This window comes from Kinneretia sp. DJ1R-11 (genome assembly GCF_025717595.1).
GTDB lineage: Bacteria > Pseudomonadota > Gammaproteobacteria > Burkholderiales > Burkholderiaceae_C > Paucibacter_A.
In genome coordinates this window covers 50,796-68,236 of the sequence record NZ_JAJIRR010000012.1, presented here as the reverse complement: position 1 = coordinate 68,236, position 17,441 = coordinate 50,796, and the positions used below count along the sequence as shown (strand labels likewise).

At 65.9% G+C, this 17,441-nt stretch carries 14 protein-coding genes; 8 read left to right on the top strand and 6 right to left on the bottom strand.

The annotated features are described in order from the left end of the window. Positions 1-23: 23 nt before the first annotated feature. From LNV23_RS18320 to LNV23_RS18310, 3 genes are all read right to left on the bottom strand, one after another. Complete coding sequence (locus LNV23_RS18320; protein WP_263564301.1) at positions 24-947, bottom strand: NAD(P)-dependent oxidoreductase; 924 nt, start codon at positions 945-947, stop codon at positions 24-26. A 44-nt stretch (positions 948-991) separates the two neighbouring features. Beyond that, positions 992-2,128 carry a PilT/PilU family type 4a pilus ATPase gene (locus LNV23_RS18315; RefSeq protein ID WP_263564300.1) on the bottom strand — a complete coding sequence of 379 codons (1,137 nt, stop codon included), beginning with the start codon at positions 2,126-2,128 and terminating at the stop codon, positions 992-994. Positions 2,129-2,272: 144 nt separating this feature from the next. Then, positions 2,273-3,316: a type IV pilus twitching motility protein PilT gene (locus tag LNV23_RS18310; RefSeq protein ID WP_263519049.1), complete on the bottom strand. Its 1,044-nt coding sequence runs from the start codon at positions 3,314-3,316 to the stop codon at positions 2,273-2,275. 26 nt (positions 3,317-3,342) lie between these two features. On the opposite strand from LNV23_RS18310, the gene LNV23_RS18305 reads away from it, so the two are divergent. The 6 genes from LNV23_RS18305 to LNV23_RS18280 all read left to right on the top strand — a co-directional run bounded on the left by LNV23_RS18305 (position 3,343) and on the right by LNV23_RS18280 (position 10,095). Next, a complete protein-coding gene (locus tag LNV23_RS18305) occupies positions 3,343-4,050 on the top strand; it encodes a YggS family pyridoxal phosphate-dependent enzyme (protein WP_263564299.1) in 708 nt (235 codons plus the stop codon). Between the two features lie 64 nt (positions 4,051-4,114). Continuing rightward, positions 4,115-4,738: a c-type cytochrome gene (locus LNV23_RS18300; protein WP_318023254.1), complete on the top strand. Its 624-nt coding sequence runs from the start codon at positions 4,115-4,117 to the stop codon at positions 4,736-4,738. Beyond that, complete coding sequence (locus tag LNV23_RS18295) at positions 4,739-6,025, top strand: c-type cytochrome (protein WP_263564298.1); 1,287 nt, start codon at positions 4,739-4,741, stop codon at positions 6,023-6,025. A gap of 124 nt (positions 6,026-6,149) precedes the next feature. Then, complete coding sequence (locus LNV23_RS18290) at positions 6,150-7,748, top strand: methyl-accepting chemotaxis protein (RefSeq protein WP_263564297.1); 1,599 nt, start codon at positions 6,150-6,152, stop codon at positions 7,746-7,748. Positions 7,749-8,120: 372 nt separating this feature from the next. After that, positions 8,121-9,674: a methyl-accepting chemotaxis protein gene (locus tag LNV23_RS18285; RefSeq protein ID WP_263564296.1), complete on the top strand. Its 1,554-nt coding sequence runs from the start codon at positions 8,121-8,123 to the stop codon at positions 9,672-9,674. A gap of 70 nt (positions 9,675-9,744) precedes the next feature. Further along, positions 9,745-10,095: a TonB family protein gene (locus LNV23_RS18280; protein WP_263564295.1), complete on the top strand. Its 351-nt coding sequence runs from the start codon at positions 9,745-9,747 to the stop codon at positions 10,093-10,095. Between the two features lie 334 nt (positions 10,096-10,429). Here LNV23_RS18280 and LNV23_RS18275 read toward each other — a convergent pair whose 3' ends face one another. Then, positions 10,430-12,046 (bottom strand): amidase, encoded by a 1,617-nt coding sequence (locus LNV23_RS18275; RefSeq protein WP_263564294.1) that lies wholly within the window; start codon positions 12,044-12,046, stop codon positions 10,430-10,432. A 219-nt stretch (positions 12,047-12,265) separates the two neighbouring features. Between LNV23_RS18275 and LNV23_RS18270 the strand changes: the two genes are divergently transcribed. Next, positions 12,266-12,778, top strand: coding sequence for a hypothetical protein (locus LNV23_RS18270; protein WP_263564293.1), 513 nt, complete (start codon positions 12,266-12,268; stop codon positions 12,776-12,778). A gap of 35 nt (positions 12,779-12,813) precedes the next feature. Here LNV23_RS18270 and LNV23_RS18265 read toward each other — a convergent pair whose 3' ends face one another. Both LNV23_RS18265 and LNV23_RS18260 read right to left on the bottom strand, forming a co-directional pair. After that, positions 12,814-13,236 (bottom strand): cold shock domain-containing protein, encoded by a 423-nt coding sequence (locus LNV23_RS18265; RefSeq protein ID WP_263564292.1) that lies wholly within the window; start codon positions 13,234-13,236, stop codon positions 12,814-12,816. A 210-nt stretch (positions 13,237-13,446) separates the two neighbouring features. Next, positions 13,447-13,683, bottom strand: coding sequence for a hypothetical protein (locus LNV23_RS18260; RefSeq protein ID WP_263564291.1), 237 nt, complete (start codon positions 13,681-13,683; stop codon positions 13,447-13,449). A gap of 348 nt (positions 13,684-14,031) precedes the next feature. On the opposite strand from LNV23_RS18260, the gene LNV23_RS18255 reads away from it, so the two are divergent. After that, the gene (locus LNV23_RS18255; protein ID WP_263564290.1) at positions 14,032-17,121 is read left to right on the top strand and encodes a TonB-dependent receptor; all 3,090 of its coding nucleotides are present in this window, start codon (positions 14,032-14,034) and stop codon (positions 17,119-17,121) included. Positions 17,122-17,441: the final 320 nt, after the last annotated feature.

The window sequence follows — 17,441 nt, the reverse complement described above, 5'->3', positions numbered from 1 at the left end:
GGCGCGGGTGTGCCGCCAGGCTCTCACTTCAAGCGCTGAATCAGGCTGGACGTGTCCAGCCGGCCGCCACCAGCGGCCTGCACATCGGCGTAGAACTGGTCGACCACCGCCGTCACCGGCAGTCGGGCGCCATTGCGGCGCGCCTCGTCGAGCACCAGGCCCAGGTCCTTACGCATCCAGTCGACGGCAAAGCCAAAATCAAACTTGCCGTCGACCATGGTCTTGCCGCGGTTGTCCATCTGCCAGCTCTGGGCAGCGCCCTTGCCGATGACCTCGAGCACCTGCTTCATGTCCAGGCCGGCCTTGTCGCCAAAGGCAATCGCCTCGGCCAGACCTTGAACCAAGCCGGCAATGCAAATCTGGTTGACCATCTTGGCCAGCTGACCGGCTCCCGACTCACCCACCCGCGTGACCGCCTTGGCCATGGCCAGGGTCACCGGGCAGATCTGCTCGAAAGGCGCGGCATCGCCGCCGCACATCACCGTCAAAGCGCCATTGACCGCACCCGCTTGGCCGCCTGAGACGGGTGCGTCGATGAAGTGCAGGCCCAGGCGGCGCGCCTCGGCATGCAGCTCGCGCGCGACCTCGGCCGAAGCCGTGGTGTGGTCCACAAAAATCGCGCCCGGTGCCATGCCGGCGAACGCACCATGCTCGCCCAGCACCACCGAGCGCAAATCCTCGTCATTGCCCACGCAGGCGAACACGATGTGCGCGCCCTGCGCTGCCTCGCGCGGTGTGGCAGCGGCGCGGCCGCCCTCTTGCGCGGCCCAAGCCTGGGCCTTGCTGGCCGTGCGGTTATAGACCGTGAGCTGGTGTCCGGCACGAGCCAGATGGCCGGCCATGGGATAGCCCATCACACCCAGGCCTAGAAAGGCCACGGGCTGCGAGGGGATGGCGTCGTAGGCGCGCGCGGCGGCGCCGGTGGGTAGGTGAGTGGCTGCATTCATGCCACCACTCTAAACCAGGGCTGGGCTGGGCCGCAGCCGCGGCTTCAGAGAATGGTGAAGTGCTCGGTGCCGGTGCTCAGATCGCCGGAGCGCGCACGCTCGCTGTTGAGCTTGATCTGCAGGCGCAGGTCGTTGACCGAATCGGCATTGCGCAGCGCGTCTTCGTACGTGACCTTGCCGCTCTCATAGAGATCGAACAAGGCCTGGTCGAAGGTCTGCATGCCCTGCTCACGCGAGCGCTTCATGATCTCCTTGATCTCGCCGACCTCGCCCTTGAAGATCAAGTCCGACACCAGTGGCGTGTTGAGCAAGATCTCGACCGCCGCCACCCGGCCCTTGCCCTCGCGGCGCGGCAACAGGCGCTGAGACACCAGGGCGCGCAGATTGAGCGAGAGGTCCATCAGCAGCTGGCTGCGGCGCTCTTCGGGGAAGAAGTTGATGATGCGGTCCAGCGCCTGGTTGGCGCTGTTGGCGTGCAAGGTGGCCATGCAAAGGTGGCCGGTTTCGGCAAAGGCCACGGCGTGCTCCATGGTCTCGCGGTCGCGCAGCTCGCCCATCAAGATGACATCGGGCGCCTGGCGCAGCGAGTTCTTCAGCGCCGATTCCCAGGTGTCGGTGTCGATGCCGACCTCACGCTGGGTGACGATGCAGTTCTTGTGCGGGTGCACGAACTCGATCGGGTCTTCGATGGTGATGATGTGGCCGTAGGTGGTCTGGTTGCGCTCATCGATCATGGCCGCCAGCGAGGTGCTCTTGCCCGAACCGGTGGCGCCGACCACGATCACCAGACCGCGCTTGAACTGCACCACCTCGCGCAAGACCTTGGGCAGATCGAGCGAGGCGATGGTCGGCAGCTCGGCCGGGATCGTGCGCAGCACCAGGCCGACCGAGCCCTGCTGCAAAAAGGCATTGGCCCGGAAGCGGCCGATGCCCTGCGGCGAAATGGCGAAATTGCATTCCTTGCTGCGCTCGAACTCGGCCGCCTGCTTGTCGTTCATGATGGAACGCGCCAGCTGCAAGGTGTGCTGGCCGCTCAGGGGCTGGGGCGAGACCTTGGTGACCTTGCCATCGACCTTGATGGCGGGTGGGAAGTCGGCCGTCAGAAACAGGTCCGAGCCCTTGCGCGAGACCATCAGGCGCAGCAGATCGTTGATGAATTTCGAGGCCTGATCGCGTTCCATGAATGAGTCGTCCTAACCGTCTGCTTGATTTGACCGCCGGCAATGTAGCAGGCTGGTGCGCCGCCGGTGCCGAGATCAGCCAGGGAAGTTTTGCTGTCACTCACATGGCTGCCGCCACATGAGTCACGTCGAACTTTCCGGGCTTTAGCCCGGAAAGTTCTCCGGGAACTTGGCCTTGGCCCGCGCCTCGGCCGGCGCAATGATGTTGCGGCGGACCAAATCGGTCAGGTTCTGGTCCAGCGTTTGCATGCCAACCGCATTGCCGGTCTGAATGGCCGAGTACATCTGCGCGACCTTGTTCTCGCGGATCAGATTGCGGATGGCCGAAGTGCCCAGCATGATTTCGTGCGCCGCCACCCGGCCCGAGCCGTCCTTCAGCTTGCACAGGCTTTGCGAGATCACGGCCACCAGGGATTCGGAAACCATGGCCCGCACCATTTCTTTTTCGGCCGCCGGGAAGACGTCGACGATACGGTCCACGGTCTTGGCAGCGGACGAGGTGTGCAAGGTACCGAAGACCAAGTGACCGGTTTCTGCGGCGGTCAGGGCCAGGCGGATGGTTTCCAAGTCGCGCATTTCACCGACCAGCACCGCGTCCGGGTCTTCGCGCAGCGCCGACTTCAGCGCATTCGCAAAGCTCATGGTGTGCGGGCCGACCTCACGCTGGTTGATCAGGCTCTTCTTGGACTCGTGGACGAACTCGATCGGGTCCTCGATGGTCAGGATGTGACCGTACTCGTTCTCGTTGAGGTGGTTGACCATGCCGGCCAGGGTGGTGGACTTGCCCGACCCCGTGGGGCCGGTCACCAGCACCAGGCCGCGCGGGCGCAGGGCCAGCTCGGCGAAGATCTTGGGTGCGTTGAGCTGCTCCAGCGAGAGGATCTTGCTCGGAATGGTCCGGAACACGGCACCCGCGCCGCGGTTCTGGTTGAAGGCGTTGACCCGGAAACGCGCCAGGCCCTGGATCTCAAACGAGAAGTCCACTTCCAGCGACTCTTCGTAGATCTTGCGCTGCGAGTCGTTCATGATGTCGTAGACCATGTCGTGCACCTGGCGGTGCTCCAAGGCTTCGACATTGATGCGGCGCACATCCCCATGCACGCGAATCATCGGTGGCAGGCCGGCCGAGAGGTGCAAGTCGGAGGCCTTGTTCTTGACCGAAAATGCGAGCAGTTGAGTGATGTCCATGATTGTGAGAAAGAGCCTGGGCCATTATGGCGACGATAGCGAACAACATACAAGAACAGCACCGTCGCATCGCTGCGGCCTGCGAGCGTGCGGGGCGCGCGCAGCATAGCGTGAGCCTGCTGGTCGTCAGCAAGACCTTCCCGGCGGCGGCGGTGCGCGAGGCCCATGCCGCGGGCGAGCGCGCCTTCGGCGAAAACTATGTGCAAGAAGGCTTGGACAAGATCGCCGAGCTCGCAGACCTCCGATCACAGCTGGCCTGGCACCTGATCGGCCCTTTGCAGAGCAACAAGACCCGGCCGGTCGCCGAGGCCTTCGACTGGGTGCACAGCGTGGACCGGCTCAAGACCGCACAGCGCCTCTCGGAGCAGCGACCGCCCACGCTGCCGCCGCTGAACATTTGCTTGCAAATCAATATCAGCAGCGAGGCCAGCAAGAGCGGCATCGCCCCGGCTGAGTTGCCCGCCTTGGCCCGCACGGTTGCCGCCCTGCCGCGCCTGCGTCTGCGCGGCCTGATGGCCGTGCCGGAGGCGGCCGCAGACTTTGAAGCCCAGCGCCAGCCGCACCGCGCCCTGGCCGAGCTGCTGGCCGACTTGAAGCGTCAAGACCTGACCCTGTTCGGCGGCCTGGACACCTTGTCCATGGGCATGAGCGCCGATCTGGAAGCGGCCGTGCTGGAAGGCGCGACGATGGTGCGCATCGGTTCGGCCATCTTTGGTGCCCGCTCCTATGCGTAAGCTGCGCTCGTTTGCCATGATTCTGAGCCTGGCCTGGTTTCCTCTCGCCGGAGCGGCTCCAGCCATGGTCGAAGACAGCATCGCCCAGCGCGCCCTGGCCTGCACCCAGTGCCATGGCCAGCAGGGCCGCGCCGCGGCCGACGGCTACTACCCGCGCCTGGCCGGCAAGCCGCAGGGCTACCTCTACAAGCAGTTGCTCAACTTCCGCGATGGCCGGCGCCACTACGGCTTGATGAGCGATCTGGTCGACCCCTTGAGCGATGCCTACCTGAACGAGCTGGCGGGCTACTTCGCCAACTTGCACCTGCCCTACCCGCCACCGCAAACCCCGGCCCTGCCGGCTGCGGCCCTGAGCCGCGGCCAGGAGCTGGTGCTGAAGGGCGACCCGGCGCGCAAGCTGCCGGCCTGTGTGCAATGCCACGGCCAGCAGCTGACCGGCGTCCAGCCCTTCATCCCCGGCCTGCTGAGCCTGCCGCGCGACTATCTCAACGGCCAGCTCGGCGCCTGGCGCAGCGGCCAGCGCCGCGCCGTCGCGCCCGACTGCATGGCCTCGATCGCCAAGCAGCTCAAGGAAGAAGAGATCAACGCCATCTCGCACTGGCTGGCCGGCCAGCCCATGCCCGCCGGCGCCCGCCCGGCCGAAAGCCTGCCGGCGACCCTGCCCATGGAATGCGGGGGGCTGAAGTAAATGAAGCTCCGCACCAAACTCCTTGGCGCGCTCGGCGCCGGCCTGCTGCTCGCCGCCCTGGCGGTGCAGCGCCTCAACCACCTGGACGAAAGCGCGCCGCGCAGCACACCGTTCCAATCGAGCCCGGCCCTGGTCGAGCGCGGCGCCTACCTGGCCCGCGCCGGCAACTGCATGGGCTGCCACACCGCCCGTGGCGGCGCCGAGTACGCCGGCGGCCGCGCCATCCCCACGCCTTTCGGCAGCGTCTTCACGTCCAACCTCACGCCCGATGCCGAGACCGGCCTGGGCCGCTGGAGCGCCGATGAATTCTGGGCCGCCCTGCACAACGGCCGCGGCCGCGACGGCCGCTTGCTGACGCCCGCCTTCCCCTACGACAACTACGCCCTGGTCACGCGCCAGGACGCCGATGCGCTGTTCGCCTACCTGCAAAGCCTGCCCGCCGTGGCCCAGCCGCGGCGCGAGCATGAGCTGCGCTTCCCCTACAACACGCAGGCCGCGTTGGCGGTCTGGCGGGCGCTGTACTTCCGACCGGCCGTGTTCCAGCCCGATGCGCAGCGCACGGCCGAATGGAACCGTGGCGCCTACCTGAGCCAGGGCCTGGGCCACTGCAATGCCTGCCACGCCAGCCGCAACAGCCTCGGCGCCACCGCCGGCCTGAACGACTTCTCCGGCAGCATGCTCGATGCATTGGGCTGGTACGCGCCCTCGCTTCACGATGCAGCGGAAGGCAGCGTCGCCAGCTGGAGCGCGCCGGCCCTGCAGCAATGGCTGAAAAGCGGCCGCAACGATCAGGCCAGCGCGCTCGGGCCCATGAGCGAGGTGATCCGCGGCAGCACCCAGCACCTCAGTGACGCCGATCTGGCCGCCATGGCCGTCTATTTGCAGGCCCTACCCCAACGCAGCAAGCCCGCCGCAGTGCCCGAGCGCCGTGTGGAGTTGAAGCTACGCGAGCAAGGCGCGCAACTCTATGCCGACCATTGCGCCAGCTGCCACGGCGAACAAGGTCAGGGCGTGGCCGGCATCTACCCGGCACTGACCGGCAACCGCGCGCTGCTGATGCCCAGCCCGGTCAATCTGCTGCGCATCATCCAGCGCGGTGGCTTCGCCCCCTCGACGGCAGGCAACCCGCGCCCCTTCGGCATGCCGCCTTTTGCCGGCCTGCTCGATGACAGCGAGCAAGCGGCACTGGCCAGCTTTGTGCGCAATGCCTGGGGCAACAAGCCGCTGGGCGCGCCCGATGTCCGGCCAGTCGACGTGCTGCAGAGCAAGGATCAGCGCGTGGATTGATTTGAAGCGGCAATTGTTCACGCGGCCGCGCGGCATTGGCAGCCCGGAACGGATCCAGTAACGCCCTCGTCACACAGCACTTACAGACTGCCGGCCCATGGTTCCTGCAGATTTTGGAGTTGGCATGTTTTCTCGACGGGCTCTGGCCTTGTTCTCGCCTCTGGCGTCCCGGATGTTACGGACCGAGTGGTCCATTGCACGCAGGCTGAGCCTGTCTTTCGGCTTGCTGGCCGCGGCCCTGGCGCTTCTCGGTGCATTCTCAATCATGCGCCAGCAACAGATCGACAGCAGCGCACAGAACATCAGCGCTGTCCATCTGCAAGGCGTTTCCGACAGCTTGCGCCTGGCCGAACTGGCAACCCGGCGTCATTCGCTGGACTATCTGATGGCCATGAGCGAGCGCGAGCACGTGGCGACCGTGGCGAGCCAGATCGACGCCGTTGATCAAGAACTGAAGCAGATCAGCGGCCGCTACGAGGCCCAGCTGCACAGTCCCGAAGAAGATGCGCTGTTCAAGGATACCGTCCAGGCGCTGCGTCACTACAGCACTTTGCGTCAAGGCGTGCAAGCCTTTGTTCAAGTGGGTGCCGGTTCGGCGGCCATCGACCTGATCACCAGTGAGGGCGCGCGCCGCTTTGAGGATGCGCGCGGCCTGCTGCTGCAACTCGCCGACTTGAACCTGAAGGCCGCACAGGCCGAAGCACGGCTTGCCAATGAGACGTATCTAAAGAGCCGGCGCCAGCTCTTGATGCTGATCGCCGCACTCGTTGCGGCCGCAGGCCTGCTGGGATGGCGGGTGACGCGCTCCATCACGCGGCCTCTCGGCGATGTGGTCCATCTCGCCGCGGCCGTGGCGCGCGGCGACCTGAGCAGCCCGGCACGCACGGGCGCAGAACAGCGCACCGAACTGGGCCGCATGAACGCTGCTTTGAGCACCATGACAGCGCGCCTGCGCGATATGGTGGAGGCCGTCCGCCAGGGCGTGGACAGCGTCAGCATCACGTCCACGCAAATCTCCAGCGGCAATCAGGACCTGTCCCGCCGCACCGAAAGCTCGGCCGCACGCCTGCAAGCCACCAGCCAGCGCATGAGCGCCATGGCCGCCAGCCTGCGGCAGACCCAGGGCAGCGCCGCCCAGGCCGCACGCCTGAGTGCGGCCACGGCGGAGCAGGCCTCGGCAGGCGGCAGCGCGGTGCAGCAGATGGTTCAGGACATGGCCGAGATTCGCAGTGCCGCCCAACAGATCGGTGAGATCACCGGCGTGATCGACGGCATCGCTCGCCAAACCAATATTCTGGCTTTGAACGCCGCCATCGAGGCCGCACGCGCAGGCGAACAGGGCAAGGGCTTCGCCGTCGTGGCCGCCGAGGTGCGGCAGTTGGCCCAGAGCAGCAGCCACGCTGCCCAAGAAATCAACAGCCTGATCACGGCCTCGGTGCGCAAGGCCGAAGCCGGCTCGGCCCGCGCCCAAGGCGCCGGACAACAGATGAACGAGATCATCGAAGGTGTCTTCCAAGTCCGCGACCTGATGGAACATTTGCAGGCCAGTGCTTCGGAACAGGGGGGCCATCTGGACCATGTCGAGCACGCCATGCAAGCGCTGGAGGAGATGACCAGCCAGAACGCCGCCCTGGTGGAGCAGTCGACGGCGGCTTCTGCGGCCCTGCACGGCCAGGCCCATGGCCTGGCTGCCAATATGAGGCAGTTCCGCACCGCCGCCTGATTGAAACTGCCTCGCTGCCCTTGCTCCGACAGCAAGCCCCTGAACCGGGGATGCCGCCGGGCTGCGGCGCGAAATCGTTCACACGATCGGTCTTCGCCTCTGCGCCAAAAGCGCGTGGCGAAGGCAGACTGGCGTCCGCAGTTTGTCGTGCGGCCCACCCCGAACCGTCCTGTTCATGGACGCCGGGCCGCCACTGCGACATATGTCACAGGCCGCTCAGGAATCCATGGAATCCAGCATCAAGAACTCAGTGTGTGGCGCCGATAGCGTCACAGGCATCGCAAGCGCCCCGCCGGGGTGCCCGGCCGCAGCAGCACGCCGGACCGGCGCAGCAGCCACCACAACAAGCAGTTCTTGACGAGGGATTCATCGATGAATTTTCTGACCCAGCTGCGCATCAGCCAGCGTCTGGCCGTGAGCTACGGCCTCCTGATTCTTCTGCTGATCGCGATCGGCAGCTACGGCGCCAACACGGCCAACCGCCTCGCCAAGGACTTGGACCTCACGGCCAACTCCAGCCTGGTCAAGATCGCCTCGGCCAATGCGCTTGAGGAACAAGTCAATGTGATCGCCCGTGCCTCGCGCGACCTGCTGCTGCTCGACGAAGCCCGCCAGATCAAGAAGCAGAAGGCCGCCATCGAAGCCGCCCTGGCCGAGAGCGACAAGCAGATCAACGACGTCGAAGCTCGCCTGGTCGGCGACAAGGAAAAAGACCTAGTGCGCCAGGTTCGTGAGCACAAGACCGCCTTTGTCGGCGCTGTGGCCAAGTTCCAGAAGATCCAGAAGGACGGCAGTCCGGACGAGGCGCGTGAAAGCCTGATCACCGATGTGCGCCCGGCTCAGCAAGCCTACCAAGAAGGCCTCAAGGGCCTGGTCGAGCTGCAGTTCGAGAGCGCCCGAGACCTGGCCATCTCCGGTGGCGAGATGGCGCGCAATGCCGTGCTTCTGACCGGTGTCTTGGTGCTGGTGGCGGTGGTGATCGGCGTTGGTGGCGGCCTGGTGATTGCCCGCTCCATCGTCCTGCCGGCGCGCCGTGCCCAAGCCGCAGCCGAAGCCATCAGCGCCGGCGACCTGACACTGGCCATCCACGCTGAAGGCCATGACGAATTGAGCCAGATGCTGCGCGCCATGCAGGATATGCAGGCCGCACTGACCGGCGTGGTCAGCAGCGTCAGCGACGCGGCCGGTGAAGTGGCACAGAACTCCTCGGACATTGCCGACAGCAATGTCAATTTGTCGGACCGCACGGCCCGCTCGGCCGCCAGCCTGCAAAACACAGCGGCCTCGGTGGAAGAAATCGCCGCCAACCTGAACGGCGCCAGCGACCTGACCCGTCGCGCAGCCAGCATCGCCACCAAGGCGCGTCAATCGGCCTCGGCTGGCGGCGCAGTGGTCGCCAAGGTGGTCGACACCATGGAAGAAATCAGCGCCAGCTCGCGCAAGATCGGCGACATCATCGGCGTCATCGACGGCATTGCCTTCCAGACCAACATCCTGGCCCTGAACGCTGCCGTGGAAGCGGCGCGTGCCGGCGAGCATGGCCGCGGCTTCGCGGTCGTAGCCTCCGAAGTGCGCGCCCTGGCGTCGCGCTCGGCCGCCGCGGCCAAGGAAATCAAGGTGCTGATCCAGGAATCGTCCGTCAAGGTCGAGAACGGCACCGCCCTGGTCAACAACGCCGGCGTCACCATCCGCAGCGTCGTCGACGAAGTCAACAATATGGGTCAGCTGATCGAAGAAATCTCGCACTCGGCCCAGGAGCAGGCAGCCGGTGTCGGCGTGGTCAACAACGCCATGAACGAACTGGACCGCACCACCCAGCAGAACACAACCTTGGTCGATGAGCTCGGTCGCTCGACCGACGCGCTCAAGACCAGCTCCTCACGCCTGCTCGACGCCGTCGGTTTCTTCCGCGCCGTGCCGGCCTGATCACCTTCCAGTTTCCCGTCCGTTTTTTTTGCCCCACATCCCTTTGTCACAAGCAGTCGAGACCCGCACCATGAAGTACACCCGCACTCCCGCCGCCTCCTTTTCCCTGCTGCGCGCTGCCGGCCTGTTCGCCGCCACCGTGGCACTGGCCCTGAGCGCCCACGCTGCACCCAAGATCGTCAAGAAGGTGCCGCCGGAGTTCCCGCGTGAAGCCGAGAAGCAATCCATCACCCGCGGCACCGTGACCGCCAAGATGGCCATCGACGGCGACGGCAAGGTCACCGGCGTGGACATCCTGGAAGCGCAACCGCGTAAGATCTTCGACCGTTCGGTCACCAACGCCTTGATGGACTGGCGCTTCGAAGCCAGCGGCGAAAAGCAGCACCACGAAGTCAAGCTCGTCTTCAACAACGAGGACTGAACGTGGACACAGGATGNCGTCTTCAACAACGAGGACTGAACGTGGACACAGGATGCTGCCTGCGCAGCATCCTGTGCCTCGTTCAGGCCTGAGCGCATGCTTGCGCGAAGGCTGATGTGGACAGAGCACCCTGCCTGCGCAGCATCCTGTGCCTCGTTCAGTGCCAGAGCGCATGCTTGCGCGATGGCCGATAGCGATCAGCCTCACCTGCCTGCGCAGCATCCTGTGCCTCGTTCAGGCCTGAGCGCATGCTTGCGCGAAGGCTGAGCCTGCGAACCAGCGCAAAAAAGCCCGGTCACGCCGGGCTTTTCCTATGGTGCCAAGCGGCCCGTGTTCAGACCTTGCTCAAAAACTTCGGCGCCGCCCGCTTGAGACTGGCCTGCTCATAGGCATAGCCGTAGGCCAACAGCTTGGCTTCCTGCCAGGCCAGGCCGCCGAAAGAAATACCAGCCGGTAGCTCGCCCACCAAGCCCATGGGCACCGTCAGATGCGGGTAACCGGCCACGGCAAAGGGCGAGGTGAAACCACCCGCGGTGAAGTGATCGCCCAGCAAGGGATCGGTGAGCCAGGCCAGATTGCCCGAGGGCGCCACCACAGCGTCGAGCTGGTGCTCGGCGAACATGGCGTCCAAGCCTTCCTTGCGGGCGTAGCGCAGGTTGTTTTCGACCGCCTTGCGGTAGACCTCTCTGTCCAGGCCCTGAGTGGCCTGGGACATCTCGAACAACTCCTGATCGAAGAAGGGCATGACGGTCTTGGCATGGGCCTGGTTCCAGGCGATCAGGCCGGCCAGGTCCTTGACCGGCGCATCGGGCTGGTAGGCGGCCAGGTATTCGGCCAGGCCGACCTTCAACTCGTGCATCAGCACGGTCATTTCGCTGTCGCCGTACTTCTCCTGGTGCGGGATCTTGAGGTCCTGATCGATGAGCACTGCCCCCTGGGCCTTGAGCACGGCCAGGGCCGCGTCGAACAAGGTATTGACCTGGGGCTGGGGCGGCTGGGCGCCGCGCAGCACGCCGATGCGGGCACCGCGCAGGGCCTCCTTGCGCAAGCCGGTGAGGTAATCGGCTGGCTTGGGCGCGGCGGCGGTGGCGCGGTCCTCAGTGTCGGGCGCTGCCAGGACCTGCAGCAAGGCAGCGGCATCGCGCACATATCGGGTCATGGGGCCGGCCGTGTCCTGGCTGGCCGAGATGGGTATGACGCCGCTGCGGCTGACCAAGCCCACGGTGGGCTTGAGGCCGACGATGCCGCAGATGCTGGCCGGTGAAATGATGGAGCCGTCGGTCTCGGTGCCCACCGCCAGGGCACACAGGCCGGCCGCCATGGCCACGGCCGAGCCGGAGCTGGAGCCACTGGGGTTGCGCGCCAGCACATGGGGGTGACGGGTCTGGCCGCCGCGGCTGCTCCAGCCGCTGGTCGAGCGGCTCGAACGGATATTGGCCCATTCGCTGAGATTGGTCTTGCCGAGGATGACGGCACCGGCGGCGCGCAGGCGCGTGACCAGAAAGGCATCGCGGCTGGCATGCAGACCGGCCAGCGCCAGCGAGCCGGCCGTGGTGCTCATGGCGTCGGCGGTGGCGATATTGTCCTTGAGCAGCACCGGCACGCCGTGCAGCGGACCGCGCGGGCCGCGGCGCTTGTCGCGGCGTTCGCGATCCAGCTCGATCGCCTGCGCCAGCGCCTGCGGGTTGAGCTCGATCACCGAACGCAGCTGCGGCCCCTGGCGATCCAGCGCATTGATGCGGCGCAGGTAATGGCGGGTCAGGCTTTCAGCGCTCAGCTGACCGCTGGTCAGACCTTGCTGAACGCCTTGCAGATCGAGGGCGTCGAGGCGGCCAGGAGGCAAGGGCGTCACAGACGCGACCGGTTCAGCAGCCTGGGCCAAGGCAGCCCCCAAGCTCAGGGACCCGGCGACAAAGCCGCGCCGGTTCAGGAAACTGTCTTGAGTGCTCATACGGGGTCCGTGTCGTGTGCAGTGTGGCGAAGCAGGCTGGCTTGTGGAGGGACTGCATGACAAGACAGAGCCGGGCATTGTGACCAGCCCGGCCGCGCCTTGCACCCTAGGACAAGCCCGGGCGGGCCGGTCGAAAAACCGTCACGGGACGGCGCAAGCCTCAAGTTCTGAGCGCCGCAGCCGAAACCCTGGCTTCGTGCCGCTTTCCCAGGTCCCGCCATGGCTGAAGCCCCTGCCCCCACCTTGTCCGAGCTTGAGGCAGCGCTCGCGCGCATGGTGCAAGAGCGCTACCCCCACGCCGAAAGCGACGACGAAGCGGAACTGCAGGCCATGGCCGCGCGCGACTGCGAATACCTGTTGACCCGGATCCGCATCCTCGAAGCCGAGCTGGTCGAGGCCAACGACGAGGTGAAATGGATTGCCCCCGGCCACCGCAGCTCGCCGGCCCAGGCGCTCAAACGCATCAAGGCCTTGTGCACGCGCTTCCCTGACCTCTTCCAAGCCATGCTGGTGGTCACCGTCACCCATCCGGCCGTGGCCAAGGAGATGCTGGCGCCGGCGATCAAGCAGTTCCGTCGCGACACCGACACCCTGAGCAGCGAGGACATGAGCGGTTTGCTGGTGGCCATCAGCAACGGCGCCCAGCAAGCCTTCGAAGCAGTGCTGCGCACGCGCAAAAACGCGGAACGCAAAGGCAGTGGCGGCGGCGGCGTGTCCTGGGTCAAGGACTGAGGCCGGGCGCCCGCGCCGGCAACAAGTGGCCAAACTCAGCGGCTGGGGCCATGGGCCAGATGCTGCATCAAGACCGGGCCGGCATCGGCGCGACTCAAGTCCAGCCACACCACCGTGCCAAGCGCCAGCAGCAAGGCCGCGCAGGCCGTGGCCCAACGCAGGCGGCGCTGCAGCTGCCGGCGCTGGTGGTAGGCGGCGCCCTGAAGGCGCCCGCCGGCTGGCATGGGTGGCGGCTGGTCGACGAGCTTGCGTGTGGAGCGCATGACCCGCTGCGCCTGCTTGCGGCCGTCCCGCCCGCTGACCACCTCGAAGCTCAAGACCTCACCCAGCACCGGCTGCTCGCCATCGGGCGGAAATGCGGAAATGTGAACGAACAACTCTTGCCCGCCGTCCAGCGGGGCGATGCTGCCGTAGCCGCGCAAGGCGGTCCAAGTGCTCAGCTTGCCTTCGAATCTCATGATGTACCCCCATCGACGCCGTGAAGGGCACTGTCCCTGAACAGGCCCCACTCTTTTCTATCTATCTTTTTTGAGCGTCTTCATGGTGCCGCGCCGACTCGAGCAAGGCTGCAACAAGGGGTAAGGCGCTGTAAAGAGTGCCAAGTTCATCACGAACCGCGGGGCCATGGGGCGCCTGAGTGGCCGCCAGGTCCACCGGAATACAACGGGTCAGCGCTGCTGCGCCCGTGCTTGCAAGGCCAGGGCCGTGTCCTGCATGCCGGACACCTGTTGGCGCAGCTGGTCCAGGCTGTGGGCGTGCTGCGGCCCGATCCGGCGGCCGGCCGCGGCCTGTTCCTGGCGGGCCAGACGCTGGCGCAACTGCCGCTCTTTGGCGCGAACCTGGGCGCGTTCGCGCTCCAGCTCGGCGGCACTCAGGCGGTTCCAGCGGGGTCGTTTCTCGGGCATGGCGGTCTCCTTGACGGCAGGGGGATGCGCCGACCGGGCCGGTGGCGGATCGACTCGCACTATGGAAGGCGCGGCCTGGCGCCTCAAGCGCGGAGTGACGAAGCCGGGCCGCCCCGGGTTCGCTCCACCGTGGGCCGGGTTTGCTCCCTGAACGTCGGCGTTTGTTCCCTTTGGCAACGGCGCTGACGGGCCGGCGTCAGCAGGGCGGACCTTCGTCACTGCCAAACAGCAGGGAGCGCAGCGATTTCTAGAGTCGCGCCATCCCACCCCTGCAGGCCGAGCGCATTGCGGCCGGGTGTGGAGCTCCCAAAACCTTCCACCAGCTTCTAGCCCTCGGAGACATTCCCCATGTACAAGAAAACAAGCCTGGCCCGCTCACTCGCGCTGGCCTTCGGCAGCGCGGTGCTGATGCTCAGCATGCCCGCGCCCGTGCTGGCCCAGTCCAACACGGCCGGCTCCATTTACGGCACGGTCAGCGCCGCCCCCGGCACCATGATCCAGCTCGAGAACAAGGCCACCGGCGCCAAGCGCAGCGTGACCGGCGATGCCAGCGGCCGCTTCAACTTCGCCTCGGTGCCGCCGGGCAGCTACCGCCTGCAGCTCTTGCGCGATGGCAAGGTCGTCGAGACCCGCGACGACATCGAACTGTCCGCCAGCCAGAACCAGGAAATCAGCTTTGCCAACGCCGGCAACACCCTGGAAGCGGTGCTGGTGACCGGCACGCGCAAGGTCATCGATGTGACCAAGACCAGCAGCAGCACGAGCTTCTCGGCCGAGAAGCTGGCGGCCCTGCCGATTGCCAAGAACGTGACCTCGGTCGTGCTGCTGGCCCCCAACACCACCGCAGCCGACAGCCGCTACTCGGGCGGCTCCAGCTTCGGCGGCGGCGCGGCCTCGGAGAACGCCTCTTACATCAACGGCTTCCCGGTCACCAACCCCCTGACCCAGCTGGGCGCCAGCGAGCTGCCCTTCGGTGCCATCCAGGAACTGCAGGTGCTGACCGGTGGCATGGGCGCAGAGTTCGGCCGATCGGTGGGCGGCGTGGTGAACATCATCACCAAGAGCGGCAGCAACCAATGGGAGGGCGGCGTGATGATGAGCGTGGAGCCCTCAGCGCTGCGCGGCAAGAGCGTGAACCTGAACTACCCGACGACGGGCGCGGCCGTGAATGCCAAGACCGACGGCCAGCTGCGCCGCTTCCGCGCCGATGATCGCCTGAGCAAGACCGAAGTGGGCGCCTATGTCGGCGGCCCGCTGATCAAGGACAAGCTCTTCCTCTTCGTTGCTGCCCAGCAGAACGACAACAAGAACAGCCGCGTGCGCTCGGACAATCTGTCGACCGACAACGCCTCGGTGCTCAAGTGGGGCTGGACCGAGGACAAAGATCGCAGCCAACGCCTGTTCTCCAAGCTGGACTGGAACCTGAGCGACGAACACCGCCTGGAGCTGAGCGCCATCCGCGACAACTCCACCCGTGACAGCACTTATTCGGGCTACGACTACAGCAAGTTCAGCCGCGTGGCAGGCTCGCCCGTCACCCTGAACTACAAGAACATTGCCGGTCAGACCCCCGATGGCGGCGATGTCAACATCCTGAAGTACACCGGCTACCTCACGCCGGACTTGACCGTCACGGCCCTGGCCGGTGAAAGCCGCGTCAAACACGTCAACGGCATCGCAGGCGCCGACATCTACGACCCGGCCAAGGCCTTGTTCGGCGTCCAGTTCCCGGCCGGCACCCAGGCACCCGGCCTGAGCTATTTCAACCCGAACCCCCTGGTGGGCTCATCGATGAGCGGCAAGGACGCACACGACACCATCAAGAGCAAGCGTATCGACGTCGAATACCAGCTGGGCAGCCACTCCCTGCGTGCTGGTATCGACGACAACAAGCTGAGCTCGGTGGCCGCAGGTGACTTCACCGCCGGCGGCGGCACCTGGCGCTACCGCAAGGCTCCCAACCCCAACGCCGTGCGCTTGGCCGGCAAGACCTTCGACTTGCAGACCGGCGGTGCCGCGCCGACCGTGCTGCAAAAACAAGGCTTCTACGTCTTGCGCTCTCTGTTCGACGACCTGACCGATGCCTACTCGGACCAGTCCGCGCTCTATCTGGAGGACCGCTGGCAGGTCAACAAGCAGCTGCTGCTGACGGCCGGCATCCGCAAGGAGGACTACAACAACCGCAACCACTTCAACGAAAAATTCGTCGACCAGAAAAACCAGATCGCCCCGCGCCTGGCGGCCGCCTTTGACGTGAACGGTGACGGCTCGCTCAAGCTCTTCGGTTCGGCTGGCCGCTATTTCATCCAGATCCCGACACACCTCGCGGTGCGCGGCGCCAGCCCATCGACCGGCACCGACCAGATCTTTGGCTACACCGGCATTGACCCGACGACCGGCGCGCCCACCGGCCTGAACCAGGTGTCCGAACCCCGCTCGGCCAATAACGAGCTGGGTCAACGCAAGGACGTACGCCAGATCACCGCCACGAATCTGAAGCCGACCTACCAGGACGAAATCGTCCTCGGCTTTGAGAAGGCGCTGCAGAAGGACCTGGCCTTCGGAGCCCGCCTGACCTACCGCAAGCTGCGCTCGACCATCGACGACTACTGCGACCAGACGCCGATCGACGCCTGGGCCGTGGCCAATGGCGTGGACAACTCGAACTACCCCGGCTTCAACTGCGCCTCGGTCAACCCGGGCGAGAAGGTCGAACTCGATGTGGACTTCGCCGGCGACGGCAAGAAGTACCACCGCGTGAGCCTGTCGCCGGAGGACATGGGCCTGCCCAAAGCCAAGCGCAGCTATCTGGCCCTGGACTTGTTCCTGGAGCACGCGCTGCGCAATGGCTGGTACGGCAAGGTCAACTACACCTGGTCGCGCAACTACGGCAACACCGAAGGGCAGACGTTGTCGGATGTGGCGCAGACCGATGTGTCGGCCACCCAGACCTGGGACAACGGCGACGTGATGATCGGCGCCTACGGCCCGCTGGCCAACCACCGGACCCATCAGCTCAAGGCCTACGGCTTCTACCAACTCAACGACGAGTGGACCGTGGGTGGCGCTGCGATCTTGTCGTCGGGTCGGCCGATCAGCTGCCTGAACAACTTCACGACGGCCCCGGGGCAGGGTGCGGGCTCACCGTCCTACCGTTTCCATTACTGCGAAGGCCAGCTCTCGCCGCGCGGCGCCATCGGCAATCTGCCCATGGAGCAGCGTCTGGATCTGAACTTCAGCTACCAGCCGCGCGCACTCAAGGGCTTGGGTTTGAAGGTCGATGTGTTCAATGTGCTGAACCGCCAGCAAGCCATCACCGTGCGTGAAGACCGCAATGTGCCCAACTCGGTGGCCGTGGACGCCGTGGCCAACGGCACCCTCGCCACCGCCGCCGCCCGCGCCGTCAAACTCACCGTCTCCTACGACGTGAAGTTCTGACGTGGGTCCGAAGGAAGGCCTTGAGGCCTTCCTGACGCCCACGGAAGGACTGGGCGCCTGCCTGCACCCAGGCTGACGTGGGTCCGAAGGAAGGCCTTGAGGCCTTCCTGACGCCCACGGAAGGACTGGGCGCCTGCCTGCACCCAGGCTGACGTGGGTCCGAAGGAAGGCCTTGAGGCCTTCCTGACGCCCACGGAAGGACCGGGCGCCTGCCAGAGCCCGGGCTAAGATAGGACCGAGGACAGGCCCTGCGGCCTGTCCGACGCCTGTCGAAGGCCTGAGCGCCTGCCTGCGCCCAGGCTGAGGTGGGACCGAAGGAA

What these genes read in the sequence shown, in the direction of transcription:
- LNV23_RS18320 (WP_263564301.1), bottom strand. Translation starts at nt 947, where the DNA reads ATGAATGCAGCCACTCACCTACCCACCGGCGCCGCCGCGCGCGCCTAC.
- LNV23_RS18315 (WP_263564300.1), bottom strand. Translation starts at nt 2,128, where the DNA reads ATGGAACGCGATCAGGCCTCGAAATTCATCAACGATCTGCTGCGCCTG.
- LNV23_RS18310 (WP_263519049.1), bottom strand. Translation starts at nt 3,316, where the DNA reads ATGGACATCACTCAACTGCTCGCATTTTCGGTCAAGAACAAGGCCTCC.
- LNV23_RS18305 (WP_263564299.1), top strand. Translation starts at nt 3,343, where the DNA reads ATGGCGACGATAGCGAACAACATACAAGAACAGCACCGTCGCATCGCT.
- LNV23_RS18300 (WP_318023254.1), top strand. Translation starts at nt 4,115, where the DNA reads ATGGTCGAAGACAGCATCGCCCAGCGCGCCCTGGCCTGCACCCAGTGC.
- LNV23_RS18295 (WP_263564298.1), top strand. Translation starts at nt 4,739, where the DNA reads ATGAAGCTCCGCACCAAACTCCTTGGCGCGCTCGGCGCCGGCCTGCTG.
- LNV23_RS18290 (WP_263564297.1), top strand. Translation starts at nt 6,150, where the DNA reads ATGTTTTCTCGACGGGCTCTGGCCTTGTTCTCGCCTCTGGCGTCCCGG.
- LNV23_RS18285 (WP_263564296.1), top strand. Translation starts at nt 8,121, where the DNA reads ATGAATTTTCTGACCCAGCTGCGCATCAGCCAGCGTCTGGCCGTGAGC.
- LNV23_RS18280 (WP_263564295.1), top strand. Translation starts at nt 9,745, where the DNA reads ATGAAGTACACCCGCACTCCCGCCGCCTCCTTTTCCCTGCTGCGCGCT.
- LNV23_RS18275 (WP_263564294.1), bottom strand. Translation starts at nt 12,046, where the DNA reads ATGAGCACTCAAGACAGTTTCCTGAACCGGCGCGGCTTTGTCGCCGGG.
- LNV23_RS18270 (WP_263564293.1), top strand. Translation starts at nt 12,266, where the DNA reads ATGGCTGAAGCCCCTGCCCCCACCTTGTCCGAGCTTGAGGCAGCGCTC.
- LNV23_RS18265 (WP_263564292.1), bottom strand. Translation starts at nt 13,236, where the DNA reads ATGAGATTCGAAGGCAAGCTGAGCACTTGGACCGCCTTGCGCGGCTAC.
- LNV23_RS18260 (WP_263564291.1), bottom strand. Translation starts at nt 13,683, where the DNA reads ATGCCCGAGAAACGACCCCGCTGGAACCGCCTGAGTGCCGCCGAGCTG.
- LNV23_RS18255 (WP_263564290.1), top strand. Translation starts at nt 14,032, where the DNA reads ATGTACAAGAAAACAAGCCTGGCCCGCTCACTCGCGCTGGCCTTCGGC.